Origin of the sequence: Stieleria neptunia (genome assembly GCF_007754155.1) — a bacterium.
Classification (GTDB): Bacteria; Planctomycetota; Planctomycetia; order Pirellulales; family Pirellulaceae; genus Stieleria; species Stieleria neptunia.
On sequence record NZ_CP037423.1, the window covers coordinates 5,071,159 to 5,089,534 of the forward strand.

Sequence of the window (18,376 nt, forward strand, 5' to 3'; positions counted from 1 at the left end):
GTGCTGGAGACCGAAGCGAGTTGAGGGAGCGGCAGATATTGACCATTGCCGCGCCTCCTGCGTCATTGATCCCTACTTTTCATCGTCCAGAAGGACATCAAGGTCTCGTGCAGCGTGGAGGACACGAACAATCAGTATTTCACTATCCGAAACCCGATAGAGAATCAGTTGATTTGGGAAACCGTTGATTCTCCAAATCCGCAAATCTATGGCTTGAACGGACGTGAATTGGCAGACGGACCCCGCCAGCGGCGTCTCGGCAAGAAAGTCGTAAGTTACTTCCGCTGCGTCGAGCAGTCGCAGTGCCGCAACCAGGCTATCTTTGGCGATGAACTCGGCTTGCCTGCGAAGGTCATCTTGGGCAAGCGGCTGGCCCGAATCGCAAGCTTCACCGTTTCTTGGCCACGGACTCTTTGAGACGCTGCTTTTCACGTTCCCAATAGTCGGAATCCACGGTGATGGGCGGTCCGCTTTGCAAGCCCTCCTCAGCTAGATGCTCGAGTTTATCCCGACGATTCTGAACGATACCAGACAGTCGCTGCCGCGGTAGCGAGTCCTCGCGAATGAGTGATTCAATGTACTCACTCACATTGCGATATCCGCCCTCCTCCAGCATTCCGCTGACGTGGGCTTCCGCATCGGCTGATAGATGAATCGATTGTTCGCTCATTGGAGACTCCTAATTACACTGGATCTCAAGGGAACGCGAGTCGAAGCCAAAGCCACGTGTCCGACACCCAAGATTTGTGCACGATTCAATGCACGAAACGTGCACGAATGGGGCTGATTTGGTGGAAAACATGGAAAGCTGAATTTCAGAAAACGCCGTGAAAAGCGGGGTTTCTTGAGCTTCCAGCCTCCGTTCGAGACGAAGAGGTCACGGTTGGGTTCGATTAGTGCTGAAGTGGTGGCAGAATGGTGGCAGCGTTGGCAACTTGGAGGCAACTTCGATACCATGTGATTGCAACGTCGATCGACGTTTGAGTCCGCGATTCATTGCGTTTGCAACACCGAGACAACTTTGATTCAACCTTGATTTGCAGATTCAGGTTCTAGTCCTCGATAAGGGGGTGGAGGTTCAAATCCTCTCATCCGCACTTGGTAGTCACGGGGTTTTTCGAAACCCCGTTTCTTCAGCCAAAGGCTCACTATTGGGCGGGCGGTGGCAAATGGGTGGCACCGCCCGATTGCCGTTGATCTGGCGATTGTCTTCTTCCAATCAGCCGCTCCAAGAGTCACGGCATCCGATCGCTGTGCGAGTCAGATTCTTGGGTCGTATTTCTTGACGGCCTTCTGCAAAACACGATCGGGTTATCGTCGACGTCGGAGCAGCGATTCCAGTCCGTCCTCCGCATTCAGCTGCGAACTTCGGTAGGCCGTGAGCATGGCGATGGGATCGATGAATCGCCAAGCGGGCAAGCTGGCCGCCGCAAAACGGGTCAGGCCTCTTTTCCAGCCCGGTCTCCGACGACCGTCCCGATCCGCCGAGCAATTTCGAATCCGGTGCACCATGCCTTGAGTAGCATTTCAACACATGGAACCAATGGCTCCACCCGGAAAACCTGTCCTTAGGCGATGACGTCGTGGACGACTTGCCCCGAGACGTCGGTCAGGCGGTAATCACGACCTGCGTATCGGTACGTCAGGCGTTCATGATCGAAGCCCAACAGGTGCAGCATCGTGGCGTGCAGGTCATGCACCGAGACCGGGTTCTCGACGGCTTTGAAGCCGAACTCATCGGTCGCACCGTAGATCGTTCCGCCCTTGATGCCTCCCCCTGCCATCCAGAGCGAGAAACCCCAGTGATTGTGATCGCGCCCCTGGCTGGCACCCGATCCGTTTTGCCCCAGTTCCACTGACGGCGTGCGTCCGAATTCGCCACTGCACAGGATCAATGTCTTGCCGAGCAGGCCGCGTTGCTTGAGATCGTTGATTAGGGCCGCGATCCCTTGATCACACTGGTTCGCGACATTGCGGTGGGCGTCCTTGATGTTGTTGTGACTGTCCCATGGCTGACCGGCACCGTGCCAAACCTGCACGTACCGCACGCCGCGTTCGACCAAACGCCGAGCCAGCAACAGTTGGCGGTTTTGAATCCCTTCGCCATACAGCTTCAACGTGTGTTCCGACTCCTGACTGGTATCGAACGCATCGGTGGCTTCCATTTGCATTCGGTACGCGAGGTCAAACGACTGAATCCGCGCCTCCAAATCAGCTTCATCGGGACGCCCTGCCAAGTGCCTGGCATTGAGCGTCTGCAGGACTTCCAGCTGCGCCAGTTGATCCGATTGGCTCATCCGCTCGTTGCGAATATGACGAATCAGCTTGGTCGGATCGGTCTGAGCCGTGTCGACCAAGGTGCCTTGGTAGCTGCCCGGCAGAAACGCGGATTGCCAGTTGCCTGCCCCCGCCACCGGCAGACCGCCCGGACAGAGTGCGACAAATCCGGGAAGGTTCTGATTCTCGCTGCCCATGCCCCAGGTTAACCACGACCCGAAACTGGGACGCACCAAACGGGAATGGCCGGTGTTCATCAACATCAGCATCATTTCGTGGCTGGGCAATTCGGCGTACATGGACCGAATCACTGCTAAATCGTCAGCGCACTGGGCCACACGCGGGAACAAGTCGCTGATCGGCATCCCACATTCGCCGTGCTGTTGAAATTGAAACGGCGACGGCAGGGCGACCCCCGTCTTGCGTTCGGTCTGCAGGTTATCAAACGGCAACATCTGACCCGCGCGACGGGTCAGTTCGGGTTTCGGGTCAAAAGTATCCACCTGCGACATGCCGCCGTTGAGAAAGATGTGAATCACATGCTCGGCGCGAGCCGGAAAGTGGGTTGCGGCCCCGGCGGTTGCCAACTGACCGGCCAGCATCTCGGCTAGAGCCACCGATCCGATCCCCAGGCCACAGCGGCGCAGAAACTGCCGACGAGGCGAGATGTAGCAGTTGTCCATGATGATCTTGCTCGTGTAAGGATCTCTGTGTGACGGATGAGTCATCCAATCGGCCGGCCGGTCAATCCAGGAAAACAAACTCATTGGAGGCCAGCATGGCATGAGCCAATTGAGCCCATCGATCGGTTTCATTCGCCACGGCCGCAACGGATGCCACTTCGGTTGCGTCTTCATCAGGCGTCTCGACTTGTCGCTGGGGACGAGTGACAAAGGCGATCGCCAAGTCGCGTTCCTGTTGATCGGGCTGGCGCAAATAAATCCGCTCGTACAACCATTCCACGCGGTCTGTATTTGTCGCGGCCGCATCGACAGCCAGCTCGGCCACCGCGGCAGCCCGGTCCTGAACGAAGGCGGAGTTCAGAGCGTACAGCGTCTGCTGGGGGACGATCGTGTCGGGGCGTTTGACCGTGCACGATGTCGGGTCCGCACCATCAAACGTGCTGGACAAACTAGAAATGATGTCACGATTGATGAACGCGTACACGCTGCGGCGGGGGACCACCGGATCGGCTTCCAGGTCGAACGGTCGACCGCCCATGGTCGTCGTGTTCAGTTCGCCCGAAACAGCCAACAACGCGTCTCGCATCGATTCCATATCCAAACGTTTGCGCGGCATCCGCCACAGCAAGCGGTTCTCCGCATCGCGTCGGCGCGCTTCTGTATTCTCCACCGAAGCCTGCTGGTACACGTCCGACAGCATGATCCGGCGGTGCATTTTCTTGATCGACCAGCCGTCATCGGCAAACGCTGTGGCCAAGTGATCGAGTAGCTGCGGATGCGTGGGCGGTGTGCCGCGGGTCCCCAGGTCATCGGGCGTACGGACCAGCCCCAAACCAAAATGATGCCGCCAAATCCAGTTCACGATGACACGTCGGGTCAGCGGGTTTTCCGGATCGACAATGGCATCGGCCAGACCACGACGGCGCTGTCCATCGGCAAAGGGCGTCGGGTTGTGTGGAGCCACAGCGGTCAGGAACCGCGCTTCGACCCGCTCGCCACGGCGGATCGGATTGCCGCGGAGGAACACGCGGGTTTCGGGCGGCGCTTCGGATTCGGCCAGCACCATGCCGCGAGGCGGCGAACCGGGCGCGTTCAGGTGCAAGTTGTGGATCGTGCCACGCTTGCCGGACAGTTTATCCGACACCGTGCGGTTGAGCATTTTGGCAGCGAGCTCGTCCGGCACATCGGTCGGGGTGCCGGATTCGTACAAGTGTCGCCGCAGCTGTTGATTGATCGCGCTATTGATTTCAGCGTGTCGCGGATCCTCGTCCGTGATCAGATCCCCGGCCGGCGTCGCTTCCAAGGATGCCTCGTGCAACGCCGTCAACCAGCCGAGATGCACCTCCGCAAACAGTTTGCCGTAGGCTTCGGCCAATTCGATCAGCGATGCCGGTTTGGATTCCTCCAGCGCGTCGAGAACTCGCGGATTCCATTTCGGAGCCTCCACGCTCATGTTGTGCAGATCTTTGAACTTCGCCGGATCGCCGTTCTCCGCCTTCAACGTCTGCACCAATCCTTCGCACGCCGCTTGGAACTGTTCCGCAGGAGTCTCCTGCAGCCGGACCCAAGCAAAGAACACCGGATCCTGTTCGCTAAGCGTGTTTAAATAGATCCGCCAACGATGAAGCACAACGGGACGCACATCGTCGGTGCGGTAGGACAGGAACGCCGCCGAGAGATCTTGCTCGGGGACGCCCTTGGCCAACTCCGTCAAGTACAAACCGACTTGGCTGCGCAAACGGTTCCGCATCACTTCCATCTGATCGCGAGCCATATCGCGATAGATCGTCTGTCGTTTTACCAGTTGGCGTTGGTAGTCGCGCAGCGGGTCTGTCAGCGGTGGTTCGCCCAGCACCGGCAGTTCGTCCGGCGACTCGCTGCTGGCCAGGGTCGCGTACAGGGCGTAGTAATCGGTGGTGGGGATTTCGTCGAATTTGTGGTCGTGGCAGCGGGCGCAGGCCACGGTCACACCCATCAATCCACGCGTGACCACGTCGATCTGGTCGTCGATCAAATCATGCACGCTACGGAACTGCATGCCCACCGTCAAAAACCCCAACGCCGCCAGAGCGGGATCGTTGTCCGGCAGGTCCAGTTGATCGGCGGCCAGTTGTTGCAGAACGAATTTATCGTAGGGCAAGTCTTCGTTGAACGCAGCGATCACATAATCGCGATAGGTGTACGAAAACGGAAATCGCGTGAAGCCGATGGCCGAACCGCCGTGGGTGTCGGCATAGCGAGCGATGTCCAGCCAATGACGACCCCAGCGTTCGCCATAACGGGGCGACCGGAGCAATCGATCGATCACCTTGGCAAACGCCTGATCGTCGGGGGCGGCGTCGTTGACGAACGCCTGGACCTCCGGTGGCGAGGGAGGCAGGCCGATCAAGTCAAACGTGGCTCGCCGAATCAGCCGCCGGCGGTCTAACCGCGGGGCAAGCGTCAGGCCGTTCTTCTCCAACGCCGCGACGATAAAGCGATCGATCTCGGTAGAAGCGGCGCCCTTGGGCTCGGGGACTTCGGGGTTGCGAATCGGTTGATACGCCCAATGCCCCTCAAACTTTGCGCCCTGGTCGATCCAACGCCGCAGGATCTCGATCTCTCTTGCCGTCGGTCGTTTTTGCATTTCCGGGGGCGGCATCTGCATGTCCGGATCTGCGCTCGTCAACCGCAAGATCATTTCGCTGGCATCGGGGTCACCCGGCACGATCGCCGCCGTCGTGCTGTCGTTGGCAATGTCCAGCCGCAAGTCGGCTTGGCGATGCTGTTCGTCCGGGCCATGGCACTGAACACAGTACTCCGCCAGGATCGGCCGCACGTCGCCGCTGAAGCTGATGTCGCTTGCCGTCGCAGACGATCCGCACAGGCCAACCGCCAAGCACAGCGGAATCGCAATCCGGAAAACCATTCGGCCGTTCGGAGCTTGGCGAGTCGTCATCGATTGCCTCATCGTCTATCAAGGCGAGAAACGGCGGGGGAGCGCCCAGCATCGCTTTCGCCGCACGAGGAAGTTGGGTGGGAGGGAAAGCAACTGTCGGCAAGCACGCCGCACGCCCTCTCGACGAATCCACGCGGAAACGTCAATCAGGCCCGCGGCCGAATCAAGACGACAGATTCAGCAGTCTTCCAAGGTGGGGTGGCCCCTTAGTTTAACACCGTTTCCGTGCGTCTGCGCGCGTCGCGGTGCAGGTCGGTGGGGCCGGATGAGTGCGACCGACCGGGATGGCAGAAAAATGAGAGACACGGAAGACGCAACGACAAGAAAATGGGTGACAAGAAGATGGGAACGCCCGCAGCAATTTCCAATGGGGCAACCGAGTCACACGCGGACACGGCTCAGCTTCCAGACATCCAGAACGTCCCAGGCCCAATTTTCTTGTCACCCATTTTCCTGTCGCCCGCTTCCCTCGCAGCCCACCTATTTTTCTGCCCCCATTTTTCTGCCATCTCAGCAGACTCGGAAGACGGAACAACAAAAACTTTGATGATCCAAAATCACCGGACTCATCATCAACAACTTGGTGTTGCCGTCCCGCCAGGGCATCGTGTGCCTAAGGTTTGATTTCTACATCGATGGAGTCAACGACGAGATAGGCGCCGATGGAGTCTTTCGTCAATCGCTCCGTTTGCAGCACGATCGTGATCGGAAGCTTCTCTTCCACGACTACTTTTGTGGACAACTCGTAGAAGAAGTCATTTCCGGTCACACCCGACGGTTTCGGATTGTTGCCGCGACGTCTTTTCTCCGCTGTCGCCCCGCGCGTCTCTCGCTTGGCGGCCTTTGCATCAGCGTCCGCCGCTCGTGATCCCTGCGATGCCGTGTTGGTTTTGGGATCGATGATCGCCGTCTTGCCACTGGCGGATAGGATCGCACGTCCCACCGACCCATCGTCCGTGCTGTAATACCCGCGGACCTGGATCGTCACCGTCGCGTCGTCGGAGGCGTCTTTGAGTGGCAGCACAAACGTAGCGTGCTTGACCTCTGCGGCATCCCCATAGGAATAGCTATACAACCGATCGATTAGAATCGTAGCGGCTTTCCCGTCGGAACTGAAATTGACGGAGTGACTCGTCGGTACTTCGACATTCACCACGCCCGCGAGGAGCGTATCGTTGACGACGATTGGGTCGTCGCCGTACTGAAAGGACATCTCGGAACTGGACGCCGAAATGTTTTTGATCGGTGGCAACTGGACTCCGGCAAACGAATCTGACTTCGGATTCGTTGCGGAAGTAAGCGAATCATTGTGCCCCTGTCGGAAAACGTCGTTCGCATTCCCGCGGTTCAATCCCTTTTCGAGCTCCCAAAGCCCATCGGCTTGAATCAGGCCCACCTTATAATGCTCCGCGGGATAGCCGGGGGAACCGGGATACCCGGGCTGATCATTTTCCGGAACCGAGTCGTCGATGTGCCAGATCGCCAGCCCTCCCTGCCCTCCCGTTCCGGCCGGTATTGCGCCTTCGTAGCGACCGACCGCTTGCCGATTCTCGATCAGCAGATATTCACTTAACGAACCGCTCGGGTAGTTGATTCGATAGATGTTGGCGCCCGGCAGGGCGGTCGGTTCAATTTCGTAAGTGTCAGGCGTGGAGAGAACTTGGGCGGAATTCCAACTGAGAAAGATCTTGCACCAAGCCGACATGTGTGGCGGACGAAATTGACTGCCATCAAAGCCCCAACTGTTCGCCATCAAACACCACGATCCACAGCCCTCGCCTTTGCCACTGTAGTCATACAGGTCGGGTAGGCCGAAGAAGTGCCCGAGTTCGTGACAAATCACGCCGATTCGGCCGATCGCGGTTCCACTCGTCCCCCAGATTCCAGGATTGATGTTGTAGTTGCTCACTTTCACACCGGACGCCGGATCGGTCCAGGGAGTCATCGTCCAGCGATGCGACCAAATTCGATCCTCCATGTCGGCGCCGCCCGCGACCCCGCCGAACTCTGCCGCATATCCCGAATGAACGAACGTGATTGCGTCAATCCAACCGTCCCCCGCGCCGCCATTCTCGTTGTCGAACTCGGCAAAGTCGACCGAACCACTCGCACGGACGATATCAAGTCCATCGCGGAGCGCTTCCCAAATCCGTGAGCTGAGTCCACTCTGGCCGTTGGCGTAGTACGATTCCGTTTTCGGCAGCGTGACCCAGTCGACCACCGTCGACTCCAAGTTCAACTTGCCATAGGAGTTCTCTTGGTAGAACATCTTGACGCTCCCTGTCGGTGCAAGATTGGGCACCGGGGACTGCGCGTTGAAGAGTTGATCGTAATCCGCCTTCGAAGGCAAATTTCGGTTGGCATGATCTGCGAACCTCAATAACACGACCAGGTTCTTGACCGTTCCCAGCGGCGCCGCAGCGCGGGACGGAATATTCTGTTCCGGCAATCGGCTGCGGATCATCCGCTGCACATTCTCCGGTGGTGGAATCAACCGCCGCGTCAGGTCTTGTGGCACCTCCGATCCGACCGCGACATCGGTGGGCGTCCAATTGGAATTGGCATCCAGCTGTGCATAGACGTAACGCCCATTGGCGTCTTTCATGACCGTGTACCCGGGAGTGGCAGCGAGCGCCGCATCAGCCGGGCTCAGCACGCCCCCGCGCTGAATGTTTCTGGCTTCCGGCACGGACTCGTACCAGTTCAACTTCTCGTTGCCGCGAATGTACAGCTGAATCGTCTCACCCGACGGCTGCGTGACCTCCACCGGGAACGGACTCGCCAGGTTCCCCATCGCACTTTGCTCGGTCGCGATACAGAGGACGATGAAGGCGCATCCGATTTGTCGTAGCCACATGACGTGAACTCCTAAAGAGATGAAAGAGAAGAAGCCGAAAGCAAGAGCGCTCCGCGAAGTTGTCAGGAAACATAGTCTCGCTGCAGTCGAGCCAGCGACATCGGACGCTGGATCAACCGAGCCGAGTTGCGTTTGGTGTAGCGGGCCAAAGCGATCTGTTGTGCCGAGGACTGAAGTGTGATGACCAGCCCGAATCGGACGATGGTGCCGACGTCGCGGACGGCTTGGTCCTCGACCTCCAGCGTCCAACTGCCGCGGCACTTTTTTCCCACCAGACGTTCGAGTCCGGGAGTGGCCTGCATGCGGCAGTATTTTGAAATTCCGCTTGCGGATGTCCCCTGACGGTCATGCAGAACAACCTTGGATCCGGCGCCGCGCGGCGGTTTGAGTGTCACGACAAGGTCGCCGACATAGCTGTGTTCAATGTCAAACAGCACGTCGATCGATTCGATGGATCCCGGGTCTTGGATGTCAATCGTCACGTTTGCCGCGCCGCGATCGGGGATCGAAGTGTAGAAATCACGGACAAATTCCAGCCGCGGTGCCAGCGTCGGGACCGCCAATTCGACGGCACGACGCGCGTTGACGCGACCGTATCCGTAGGACTCGCTGTGGCCGCCATCGTCGTACTGGCCCCCTTCCGGATCGATCGGGTCACAGCAACGCCGCAACAAATCCTTGATCTCAAGCGGAGTCAAATCGGGATTGACCGACAACATCAACGCGACGACCCCCGCGACACCCGGGCAAGCGCTGGAGGTGCCGCCAAACGAGTTGGTGTAGTTTCCGATCGCGTCGCCTGCATGCGGGCTGCCGGGATTGTATCCAACAGCGCCGGAACGATCGGTCGTCCAAATCCCGGGAGTGATGGGCGCCGGATGCTGCTCGGCGACAAACTCGAAATCGTTGCTGGGAAAGCAGCACCAAATCGACGGACCATAGTCGCTGTAGACACTCCGCGTGCCGCGATCATTGCAGGCGGCGACGGCAATCACCGGTTCGTAGCTGGCATAGCCGTCGTTCTCGACACTCTCGTTGCCATTGCCGGCGGCAAACAGGACGGGTGTGCCGAGACCGCCACGGCCAGTCGACAACGCATAGTCGATTGCCATGCGTGTGCTCGTCGGCAGATGGTGCACACGATCGTGGAGCGAATGTTCCGGCAAATACCAGGGCCCGTCTTCGGGGCCCCAACTACACGAGATCACGTCCGCACCATGGTCGGCGGCCCATTGAAAGGCTTTCGCTTCTGCCATCGAGCCCAGGTTGGCCATCAATCGAATCGGCATCAATCGAGCATCCGGGGCGACCCCGATCGCACCGTCAATTCCGCTCGCACAGGCGACACCTGCGCAAGCCGTTCCGTGGTCGTCGGGATAGTCGGGGTAGGGGTCTCGGGGACGCGGATCGGAAGACTGACTAACCGCATCAAACGGCGCCACGATCTTGCCAGGTCTCGAAAATTCTGCGTGGTCGATGTCGAATCCGTCGTCGATGATCGCGATCAACACCTCCCCGCCACGTGTCAGTTCGTGCGCGATCAGGACATGCGCATGGTTGCTGACCGATAGCCCATCGCGCGTGACAGGTCCGAGATGCCACTGCTGCGAACCGATCGATTTGCGACTGCGAGGGCGAACCAATTCCGGATGACAATACTGCACTTCCGGCCGCGACAATAACTGCAGTGCCATGTCAAAGACACGCTGCCCCGTCCCCTCGGTCGCTTGCACAAAGTAGCTGTTGATGCCGAATCCGAGTTTCTCCTTGAGAATCAAATTCGCCTCGCGGATGATTCGTTCGCACTCGGTGTCATCCAGACTGTCGATGAATTTGATGAACAAGTTCTCCGTGTAGATCACGGGCTCTTGTGCATCGTTGTCGATCAGGACGCCGCCCGCAAAGCGGACGTCATGGTGCTGACGCAAAGCACGTTTTCGGTTTTGCATCGCCGGCTTCCTCTCCCCCTTCGGCACGCGATAAACCTCCACCCCCGCTTCCGGAAACCGCAACACCAACTCGCAATCGCTCAAGTGTGCCTCCACCGGATCCGAAACGCTCGACTTCGATCTCAATGATCGATTCGAGCGGGTGCGGATCGCGATCAGCTCTCGACTCTCGGCCAATTCGAATCCTTCTTCATCACTTTCACCATAGCTGACGACCGGCATGATCAATCTCACACGAGTGCTTGGTCTGCTTCAAATTTACGGCTTGCGTTTGTCGAGAGGAAAAAGGGTCAGGTACCCGAAATGCGAAGCACCCTGCCGGCCATTTGGTTTTGGGTACCGGCCCCCTTCTCCGCGGCTGCCCCTTTTTCCGCGGCCCCAAGACAAATTGCGCCCCCACAACCGTTGTCCATTCTCGTTGTCGACAACAGAATGCATACGGAAGCCAGTGGGAACGCAATGAGAACGGTTGGGAATGAAAGGACGCCGCCATCAGACCTTGCTGCCGTGGCTCATCACTTTCTTCTTCGCTCACTCAGAATGCTCTGCTGCTTCTTGGTTAGCTGAATTCGTTCTTCGAGCGAAAGGCCGCTATAGTCAAATTCGAACCTGGCAAGCTGAGGGTGCTCAATAAACGCTTCCGCCTGTTTGAGATGAAGCGTTACTCGATTGGCCCGAAGCTGCTCAAGCCGCGTTAGGCCACACAATTTTTCGAAGCCATTCCCAGTGAACTTAGTGTCGTTCATGTCCAAGGCGACGAGGGACCTTAGCTTTAGAAGGCCTGGAATGCTTTCGTCGTCAACGTGTGTTTGGTTTAGGCTCAACTCTTCGCAATCAGTCGATCTGGCGACAAGCTTCAGGATGTGATTGGATGTCACCGCGTTGCCGCTCAGGTTTATGAGATGTGCGCTATCAAGCACTCCGCAACCAATCATGCGGGTGATAAAGGCATCGTCAAGATTGCACGAAGCAAAACTCACGCTCTCTGCATGAAACCTTGCTTTTGGCAACGCCCCCGGTGAAATACTGGCTCCGGTAAGGTCCAGGCTGCCCAGGGCAGGGACTCGTAGCAATGCGCTGAAAGCGTCGGCACTCAATTCGCAATTGACAAGAGCAATCGATTCGAGCGATGCCTTGCCTAAAAACCAATCTTCGTAGACGGTGACACGGTTCTTGGGGGTACACCTCAGAGACAGCTTTCGCAGTTTTCCGAGGGACGGGATCTTGGTCAGCAGGTCGTCGTCAGGAGACAATCCCTCAAAAGCGACGATCTCGACGATTTCACCCGCAGAGTCTTTCGTGATGTCCATCGTTTGGCCTGCGGCTGAAGGTAGAATGGACAAAAAAAGGATGGCAACAACGAACAATTCACGCATGACGGTTTTCAGCGAACGACGGTGTAGAGTCCGCCGAAATTAAAGTGTCCCCATGCATCCGTGCTTTGATCCACGATCCGCAGAAAGACGCGACGCCCGATCAGCTGGTCCGTCTGAATCAACTGGGGCCGAAGGAAATTGGAGTTGGTCGCATTTTTCACCCGCAGCACTTCGTCTCCGCTGGCGGAGTCGATGACTGCAAGATAGAGCGTCTTGTCGACACCGCCGGAAATCATCGCGTAATACGACGCTTCGGTCACCTCGAAATCCGGCGACCGGATCTGCCCCATTCGCGAGTCGTCGAAACCTTCTTCGAGCTCGGAGGTGCCGACGAAGTATTCATGCAACGAATTGAAATCGCTTCGCTTCGAATTCGTGAAAGGGCCGGGCAGATTGCCCGATTCGATTTCCCACCCCGCCCGCACATCTTTGTCGTCAAACGACCAGAGCGACTTACCGACCGTCGGCTTCGGCAACCATGCCAACCGAGCGATCTGCAGCCCATCAAGTTCCGGCGTCAGCGTAACAATGAAGTCCTTGCCGTTGTGATGCACGATCTCCGGTGCAGCCACGGCCAGACGCGTTGCCAAGTATCGCTCGTCCTGGTTGATGCCGAACATCATCGGATCGGTCGAATGATACACCGTCGAAATGCCGTCCGTTCCGTAATGCTGAGTACGAAAGAGATAGAACCGGCCGTTTCGCTGCACAACGTGCGGACACTCCGCAGAGAATTTCCCCGTTGTGGTGAGGCCTCCGAACGAGACGGTCGTGGAGTCGCTCCAGATTCTAAAATCCTTTGTCGTGCGAACAAAAACCGCTCCTTGATCATTCGGGTATGCCGTGTAATAGGCGTGCCAAATGTCGCCGACCTTCAGCATCACCACATCGCGCGTGTTTGTGCCGCTCCCTTCTGTGAACAGGGCGGTCTTCCCCGATGGCTGGATCACGCGTTGAAAGTTCTTTCCATCATCACTGACTGCATGACAGATGTTGTTCCAGTCTCCATAGAACATGTGAAACTGTCCCCCCTCGCGAACGACATGCGGGGCCTGCAGCCCGCCGGGGACTTCGCCGACCGACGGATCCGATTCCATCGCAATGCCCATCGGTTTCCAATCAGGTTGTGTCAGGCTTTCTCCTTCCCAACGATGAAACAGCCTGGTGTTGCCACCACACTTCGTGCGCCGAATACACGACCAGGCTTGCCACGTTCCGTCCGCTGCCTGCCAGACGGCGAAGTCCACCGGTTGTTGTTTCGGACCCGTGTATTCACCCAGATCAGGATTGCCTGCGATGCGAATCCACGGTCCCTGGATCGTCGGCACAAGCACATCGTCGGCGATCGCGACATTGGCTAGAAGGATTGAAACCATCATTGCGTAACAGAAGTGATGCATCAGAAATCTCACGATGGAAGGAAGGTTTGGAAGTGGCCCAGAAAGTTGGCCCAGTAAGTTGGCCCAGTAAGTTGGCCCAGTGCGTTACGATTCGGTTTGCTCAATCTTCCGGGTCATGCTGTACCGCAAGTGCGATTCCATCTCCACCCGAGCGCGATCGGTGTCCTGATCACGAATTGCCTCCACAATCGATTCGTGAGCAAGGATGGCTCGTTGACGACGGTTCAAATCATTCCGACAGCTTTCTTTCTGTGCGAAGGCGACGAAACCGGCCAGCGCCTCCAGCAGCACCGGGAACAGCGGGTTGTCTGCCGCTCTGGCGATCTCGAGATGAAACTCAAGGTCGACCGGTTGAGCATCACTCTCGGCGGATGTCATCGCGTCGCGAAAACGCTGCAGCAAAATGTCTAGCTTGACGAGATGCTCGTCCGTTCGCCGTCGCGCGGCCAGCGATGCCGTCTGAGATTCAATCGCCAGTCGCACTTCAAACACTTGGTCAAACGTCCGTTGGCCGCCGCACAACAGCATCAGCGGCAGAAGGTTGCCAAGCGTTTCAGAACCGATGGGTTTCACTCGCGTCCGTCGCCCGTGGCTGATGTCGACCACGCCGAGCCCTCGAAGCATGGACAGGGCTTCGCGAATCGCAATGCGACTGACCCCAAATTCATCAATCAAACTTCGTTCACTGGGGATCTCGCTACCCGATTCCCAATCACCTGACTGGACGTTCTGGAGCATCTGTTGGAAAACCGTTTCGGTTGACGTGGCAGAACTGCCCATCGGGCCTTCCCTAATGAAGACATGACTTCTCGCGTGGACGACCTCCGCCCTGTTCAATCCCTACATGTCATACCAGTCCGCCGTTCAACAGTCAAACAAAAGCGGCTGATTTTGTTCTGACCATGAAACCACGTCGTTTCACCCACCCTGTGGTCATACCAGTCGACGATCGGTGTTCCCACCGAGCCAGCCGGGGCGTGCACCTTTCCGCCCAAGCCTCTCAGCGGGCAAGTCGCAATCATCACCGGGACATCGAGCGGAATGGGCCGGCCCAGTGGGTATCATCGACCGACTGAATTTGCGAGTGATTGGTTTCCGGACTTGATGGTTGGTACCCTGAGATACGATGACGAGTCGGCGTCCGATGTGGCAAAACCATTCCAGTCAGCGATCGTTTTGCCCCCATCGTTTTGCCCCCATCACAAAGCTTCGCAAATGGTTCGATCACGATTACTGGGGGCGTGGACGAGGTGCCCAGTCCTATCGCGAAGGACTCGTCACCTCGTCCACGACGAAAGCCGACACTGATTGATCGTGCGTTGCTAAGTTCAACGCGCTGACTAGACCGGAGCCGGCCTTCAGTACATTGGCAGAGCCGACTCGGGGAAATTGGCCAGTCTTACAAAACGGCTCCTGTCCCTATGGGCCGGGGGATGGGCTTCATCGTAAGAGACTCTTCGGACTCACTCGGATCTGGCCGCCGAAACCGTGGAATTGGTAGCCAAGGAACTCGACACCGGCGGTTCGGCAGACGCGACCTAACGGTCGCTGTTTTCCGTGATCATAAAGCCCACTCGGTCGCCCCCGTCTCGAAAGCAATCGCCGTCCTCTCAGCGGCCGAACACCGTTGGGATTTTTTTGCTGAGTTGTTGCCGACCTTCCTGAGACAATGGTGTGCCAACGACATGAAGCTGGTTGAGTGTGGTGATTGTCATCAAGTGGTCAATCGATTCATCGCTGATCGATGTCCCGTTCAATTTCAAGACGGTTAAACGATCCGACCGTAACTGCTTCAGCCCCTCATCGGAGATTTTGGTTTCCGAAAGGCTCAGTGCGTAGAGATTCGGGAATTGATTGAATAACGAGATCCCTCCGTCGTTGATCGGGTTGTACGCCACATCCAAAACTTCAAGTGGCAAGTCGACAAGATGCCGGAGACTCTCGCTCGTGATACCACAGCCGGCGAGTGAGAGGATTTTGAGACGACTCAATTCAGACAGGGTGTCAACACTTGCGTCGTCAAGCTTCGTGCCGGGAATCTCCAGCGTGTACAGCCATTGAAGTCGGCTGAGCGGCTCAAGACACTGGGCGGTTAAACTCGCATCCTTCAGCGAAAGTTCGCGCACTTCTTCGCACTCAGCGAGATAGCGACAACCTTGATCGGTGATCTGGCTCGCGTCACTCAAGTGCAAATACATCAACCGTTGCAAACTTTTGAGATGTTCAAGCCCTTGGTCGGTCACCTCGGGAACATAGGATCCGACGTATTCCAGTTGCGGTAATTTCGATAGCACTTGCAACGACCGATCGGTAAACCGGTGGGCGTCAACACGAAACACCTTGAGTTGGTCCAGCTCGGCAAGTTGCTCCACTCCCGCGTCGCTGATCGGACAGGTGTAGGGATTGTCGCAGCGAATTCTCAAATGCTGGAGCGACCGCAGCTTTCCGATCGACTGCATGCCTTTGTCTGTCAGCGACGCGTTGCCCAGCACGTGCAGCACACGAAGATGTGCTAGCTGAGTCAGTTTTGACAGCGTCTGGTCATCAGTCACGCTGCCATCGATGTAAATGCGGATCAGTCGAAATTCACCCTCGGGAAGATCGGACGTTTGACGGACCGTCGTCAAGTCCGAAGCCGCAACAGCGGCGGTTTGGACATCGACAATCCCGCCGCGATCAATCGCCCAGACTGCAGCTTGGCGATCGTTCCAAGAAATCGATTCGGTCGAATGAATCTCCAGTTGTTCCGGTTTGGTGTCGTCAATCGCGATATCAAGCGTTGCATCGCCCTCGAGCTCCGCCGTCACGGTCGTCGTTGTTCCGTCGCTGCGTTTGATCGTCACTGTGACGATGGCGAGCAGGAGAAAGACACCGAATCCGAACAACACGCTGATCGGAAGCAGAGGCTTACGCGGAGGTTTGAGTTGATCCTGGCATTCAAGCGCGCTGGAAAGTTGCTCGGCCGACTGGTATCGCCTTGCAGGATCTTTCTCGAGTAGCCGAACGACAATGTTCGACAAGCCGTGGGGCACTTCGGGATCGTACAGGTGAGGCGCCAGCACGTCATCTTTCGCGACCGATACCATGCATTCCATCGCGGTACGTCCCGGAAAGGGAAACTTTCCAGTCAGGGCGTGGTAGAGAATCGCTCCGAGGCTAAAGAGATCGCTGCGATGATCCACGCTTGCCTGAGCGGTTGCCTGTTCAGGCGCCATATATCGCGGCGTGCCAAGGATGGTTGACTGTTCCGTTAGATCTGGATCTGAGACTTCACGTGCCAGCCCAAAATCCAAAATGCAGATGCGTTGGTCGGAAGCTCGTATCCAAAGGTTGTCGGGTTTGATGTCGCGGTGAACCAAACCGGATTGATGGACCGCACTGAGTCCGCTGGCGATCTGCCGCGCGATTTGCATCACCACTTCGGGCGCTATCCGGCCTTCGCGATCCAGCTTTGATTGTAACGATTCGCCTTCCAGCAGTGGCATGACGAGATAAGGAATCGGTGAGTCTGAATGGACTTCATGAATGCCGATGACATGGTCATGTTCGATTCCAGCCATCGCCCTGGCGCCGCGAAGAAATCGTTGACGATGAACGGGAGTCGCTCCGCAACTTGGGCGAAGCATCTTAATCGCCACGCTTCGACCCAACACCAGATCTTCGCCGTGGAACACGATTCCCGTCGCACCTTCGCCGAGGAATCTCAAGACTCGGTAGTGACCGAGCTGGCCGATCGCGTCGTCCGTGGCCGCGGCGACCATCTGCCGGTGACAAAGAGATAAATCGTCGGAACGATTCTGTGGCGATGCGAGCGTGGCATCCGATTCAGATCGTGTCTGCAAGAGACTCATCTCTTGCTGGATCTGCTGCGTCAGCCTCTCAAGATTCGGATCGTCAGCCGCCTGAAACTGGGTTGCTCGAAGATCGTCAGTCAAGGGATCCGATTGATTCAATCGACTTGTCTGTTCCAGGCAGGAACGACAGCCGGTGAAATGTTCCTCCAGTTCATCAGCTGCCGAACCACGGATCTGCCCCATCAGAAATCGCCGGAGTGTTTCGGGGTCGGGGCAAACGGAGATGTTCAATGGAGGCCTCGAAGTCGTGTTTCGATCCGATGATTCGCGTATTTACTGAATTTTACGACCAAGGTCGGCAAAACCTGTCAGGACTTTGGTCGTTCCGGCATCGATTTCTTGTCCATTGACTCTTGAGGGATCAGGTGTACAGCGATTATCCTAACAAAGTTTCTTTCGCCTTATCAGCGGAATCGTGCCTTGGAATCCACTTCTGCCACGCTCCTGGGTCGTCTACGCGACGCTTCGGACCATCAAGCATGGCAGGAATTTGTCCAGATCTACACGCCGATGATTCACCGCTGGGCCACGGCGCTTCAGCTTTCGCAGTCCGATGCGAATGATCTGACCCAGGACGTGATGCTCACGCTTGTCCGTCGGATGCATGGGTTTCGCTACGATCCCAAGAAGAGTTTCCGCAGCTGGCTGAAGACCGTTGCGGTCAATCGTGGACGCGATTTTCTTCGCAAACGCTGCCGGTCGGATGTTCAACTCGCCGAATCCGGGCATGCTTCGGACGTCGACCATGTCAAGTTTTTGTCGGATCGAGAATACGAACAAATGCTCGCGCAGCGAATCTTGACGTACATTCGCACCGAGTTCGAGGAGACCACCTGGCGGGCGTGCTGGATGAGCGTGGTGGAGGAGCAGCAGGCCTCGAAAATCGCAACGGAACTTGGCATCAGCTTAAACGCCGTCTATCTGGCCAAATCTCGCGTGCTTCGACGGATACGCGCTGATCTCGATGATCTCTTGAGCTGAAGAATCTGGCTCGTTTCTGAATCAAATCGCCAAATCGTTGACAGGGTTCGAGGGGATCGAT

Annotated in this window: 11 protein-coding genes; 1 reads left to right on the forward strand and 10 read right to left on the reverse strand. The window is 57.2% G+C overall.

What is annotated here, in order from left to right; translation table 11 throughout:
- Positions 1–72: 72 nt before the first annotated feature.
- The 10 genes from Enr13x_RS17585 to Enr13x_RS17630 form a co-directional block, all read right to left on the reverse strand.
- Positions 73–432 carry a type II toxin-antitoxin system RelE/ParE family toxin gene (locus Enr13x_RS17585; protein ID WP_197456104.1) on the reverse strand — a complete coding sequence of 120 codons (360 nt, stop codon included), beginning with the start codon at positions 430–432 and terminating at the stop codon, positions 73–75.
- Complete coding sequence (locus Enr13x_RS17590; protein ID WP_145388196.1) at positions 389–670, reverse strand: ribbon-helix-helix domain-containing protein; 282 nt, start codon at positions 668–670, stop codon at positions 389–391. The genes Enr13x_RS17585 and Enr13x_RS17590 overlap by 44 nt, the downstream gene beginning before the upstream one ends.
- Before the next feature lie 898 nt (positions 671–1,568).
- Positions 1,569–2,960, reverse strand: a complete 1,392-nt coding sequence (locus Enr13x_RS17595; RefSeq protein WP_145388198.1) for a DUF1501 domain-containing protein — start codon at positions 2,958–2,960, stop codon at positions 1,569–1,571.
- Positions 2,961–3,021: 61 nt separating this feature from the next.
- Positions 3,022–5,898 carry a PSD1 and planctomycete cytochrome C domain-containing protein gene (locus Enr13x_RS17600; RefSeq protein WP_197456105.1) on the reverse strand — a complete coding sequence of 959 codons (2,877 nt, stop codon included), beginning with the start codon at positions 5,896–5,898 and terminating at the stop codon, positions 3,022–3,024.
- Between the two features lie 613 nt (positions 5,899–6,511).
- Positions 6,512–8,755 (reverse strand): M6 family metalloprotease domain-containing protein, encoded by a 2,244-nt coding sequence (locus tag Enr13x_RS17605; RefSeq protein ID WP_145388202.1) that lies wholly within the window; start codon positions 8,753–8,755, stop codon positions 6,512–6,514.
- Between the two features lie 62 nt (positions 8,756–8,817).
- A complete protein-coding gene (locus Enr13x_RS39555; RefSeq protein WP_145388203.1) occupies positions 8,818–10,926 on the reverse strand; it encodes a S8 family serine peptidase in 2,109 nt (702 codons plus the stop codon).
- Between the two features lie 293 nt (positions 10,927–11,219).
- Complete coding sequence (locus tag Enr13x_RS17615; protein ID WP_145388205.1) at positions 11,220–12,080, reverse strand: leucine-rich repeat domain-containing protein; 861 nt, start codon at positions 12,078–12,080, stop codon at positions 11,220–11,222.
- Positions 12,081–12,088: 8 nt separating this feature from the next.
- Positions 12,089–13,480 (reverse strand): glycoside hydrolase family protein, encoded by a 1,392-nt coding sequence (locus Enr13x_RS17620; protein WP_145388207.1) that lies wholly within the window; start codon positions 13,478–13,480, stop codon positions 12,089–12,091.
- 84 nt (positions 13,481–13,564) lie between these two features.
- Positions 13,565–14,260 (reverse strand): FadR/GntR family transcriptional regulator, encoded by a 696-nt coding sequence (locus Enr13x_RS17625; RefSeq protein WP_145388209.1) that lies wholly within the window; start codon positions 14,258–14,260, stop codon positions 13,565–13,567.
- Between the two features lie 830 nt (positions 14,261–15,090).
- Positions 15,091–17,565, reverse strand: coding sequence for a protein kinase domain-containing protein (locus Enr13x_RS17630; protein WP_145388211.1), 2,475 nt, complete (start codon positions 17,563–17,565; stop codon positions 15,091–15,093).
- Between the two features lie 189 nt (positions 17,566–17,754).
- Between Enr13x_RS17630 and Enr13x_RS17635 the strand changes: the two genes are divergently transcribed.
- Positions 17,755–18,315, forward strand: coding sequence for an RNA polymerase sigma factor (locus Enr13x_RS17635; RefSeq protein WP_145388213.1), 561 nt, complete (start codon positions 17,755–17,757; stop codon positions 18,313–18,315).
- Positions 18,316–18,376 lie beyond the last annotated feature (61 nt).

What these genes read in the sequence shown, in the direction of transcription:
- Enr13x_RS17590 (WP_145388196.1), bottom strand. Translation starts at nt 670, where the DNA reads ATGAGCGAACAATCGATTCATCTATCAGCCGATGCGGAAGCCCACGTC.
- Enr13x_RS17595 (WP_145388198.1), bottom strand. Translation starts at nt 2,960, where the DNA reads ATGGACAACTGCTACATCTCGCCTCGTCGGCAGTTTCTGCGCCGCTGT.
- Enr13x_RS17600 (WP_197456105.1), bottom strand. Translation starts at nt 5,898, where the DNA reads ATGACGACTCGCCAAGCTCCGAACGGCCGAATGGTTTTCCGGATTGCG.
- Enr13x_RS17605 (WP_145388202.1), bottom strand. Translation starts at nt 8,755, where the DNA reads ATGTGGCTACGACAAATCGGATGCGCCTTCATCGTCCTCTGTATCGCG.
- Enr13x_RS39555 (WP_145388203.1), bottom strand. Translation starts at nt 10,926, where the DNA reads ATGCCGGTCGTCAGCTATGGTGAAAGTGATGAAGAAGGATTCGAATTG.
- Enr13x_RS17615 (WP_145388205.1), bottom strand. Translation starts at nt 12,080, where the DNA reads ATGCGTGAATTGTTCGTTGTTGCCATCCTTTTTTTGTCCATTCTACCT.
- Enr13x_RS17620 (WP_145388207.1), bottom strand. Translation starts at nt 13,480, where the DNA reads ATGCATCACTTCTGTTACGCAATGATGGTTTCAATCCTTCTAGCCAAT.
- Enr13x_RS17625 (WP_145388209.1), bottom strand. Translation starts at nt 14,260, where the DNA reads ATGGGCAGTTCTGCCACGTCAACCGAAACGGTTTTCCAACAGATGCTC.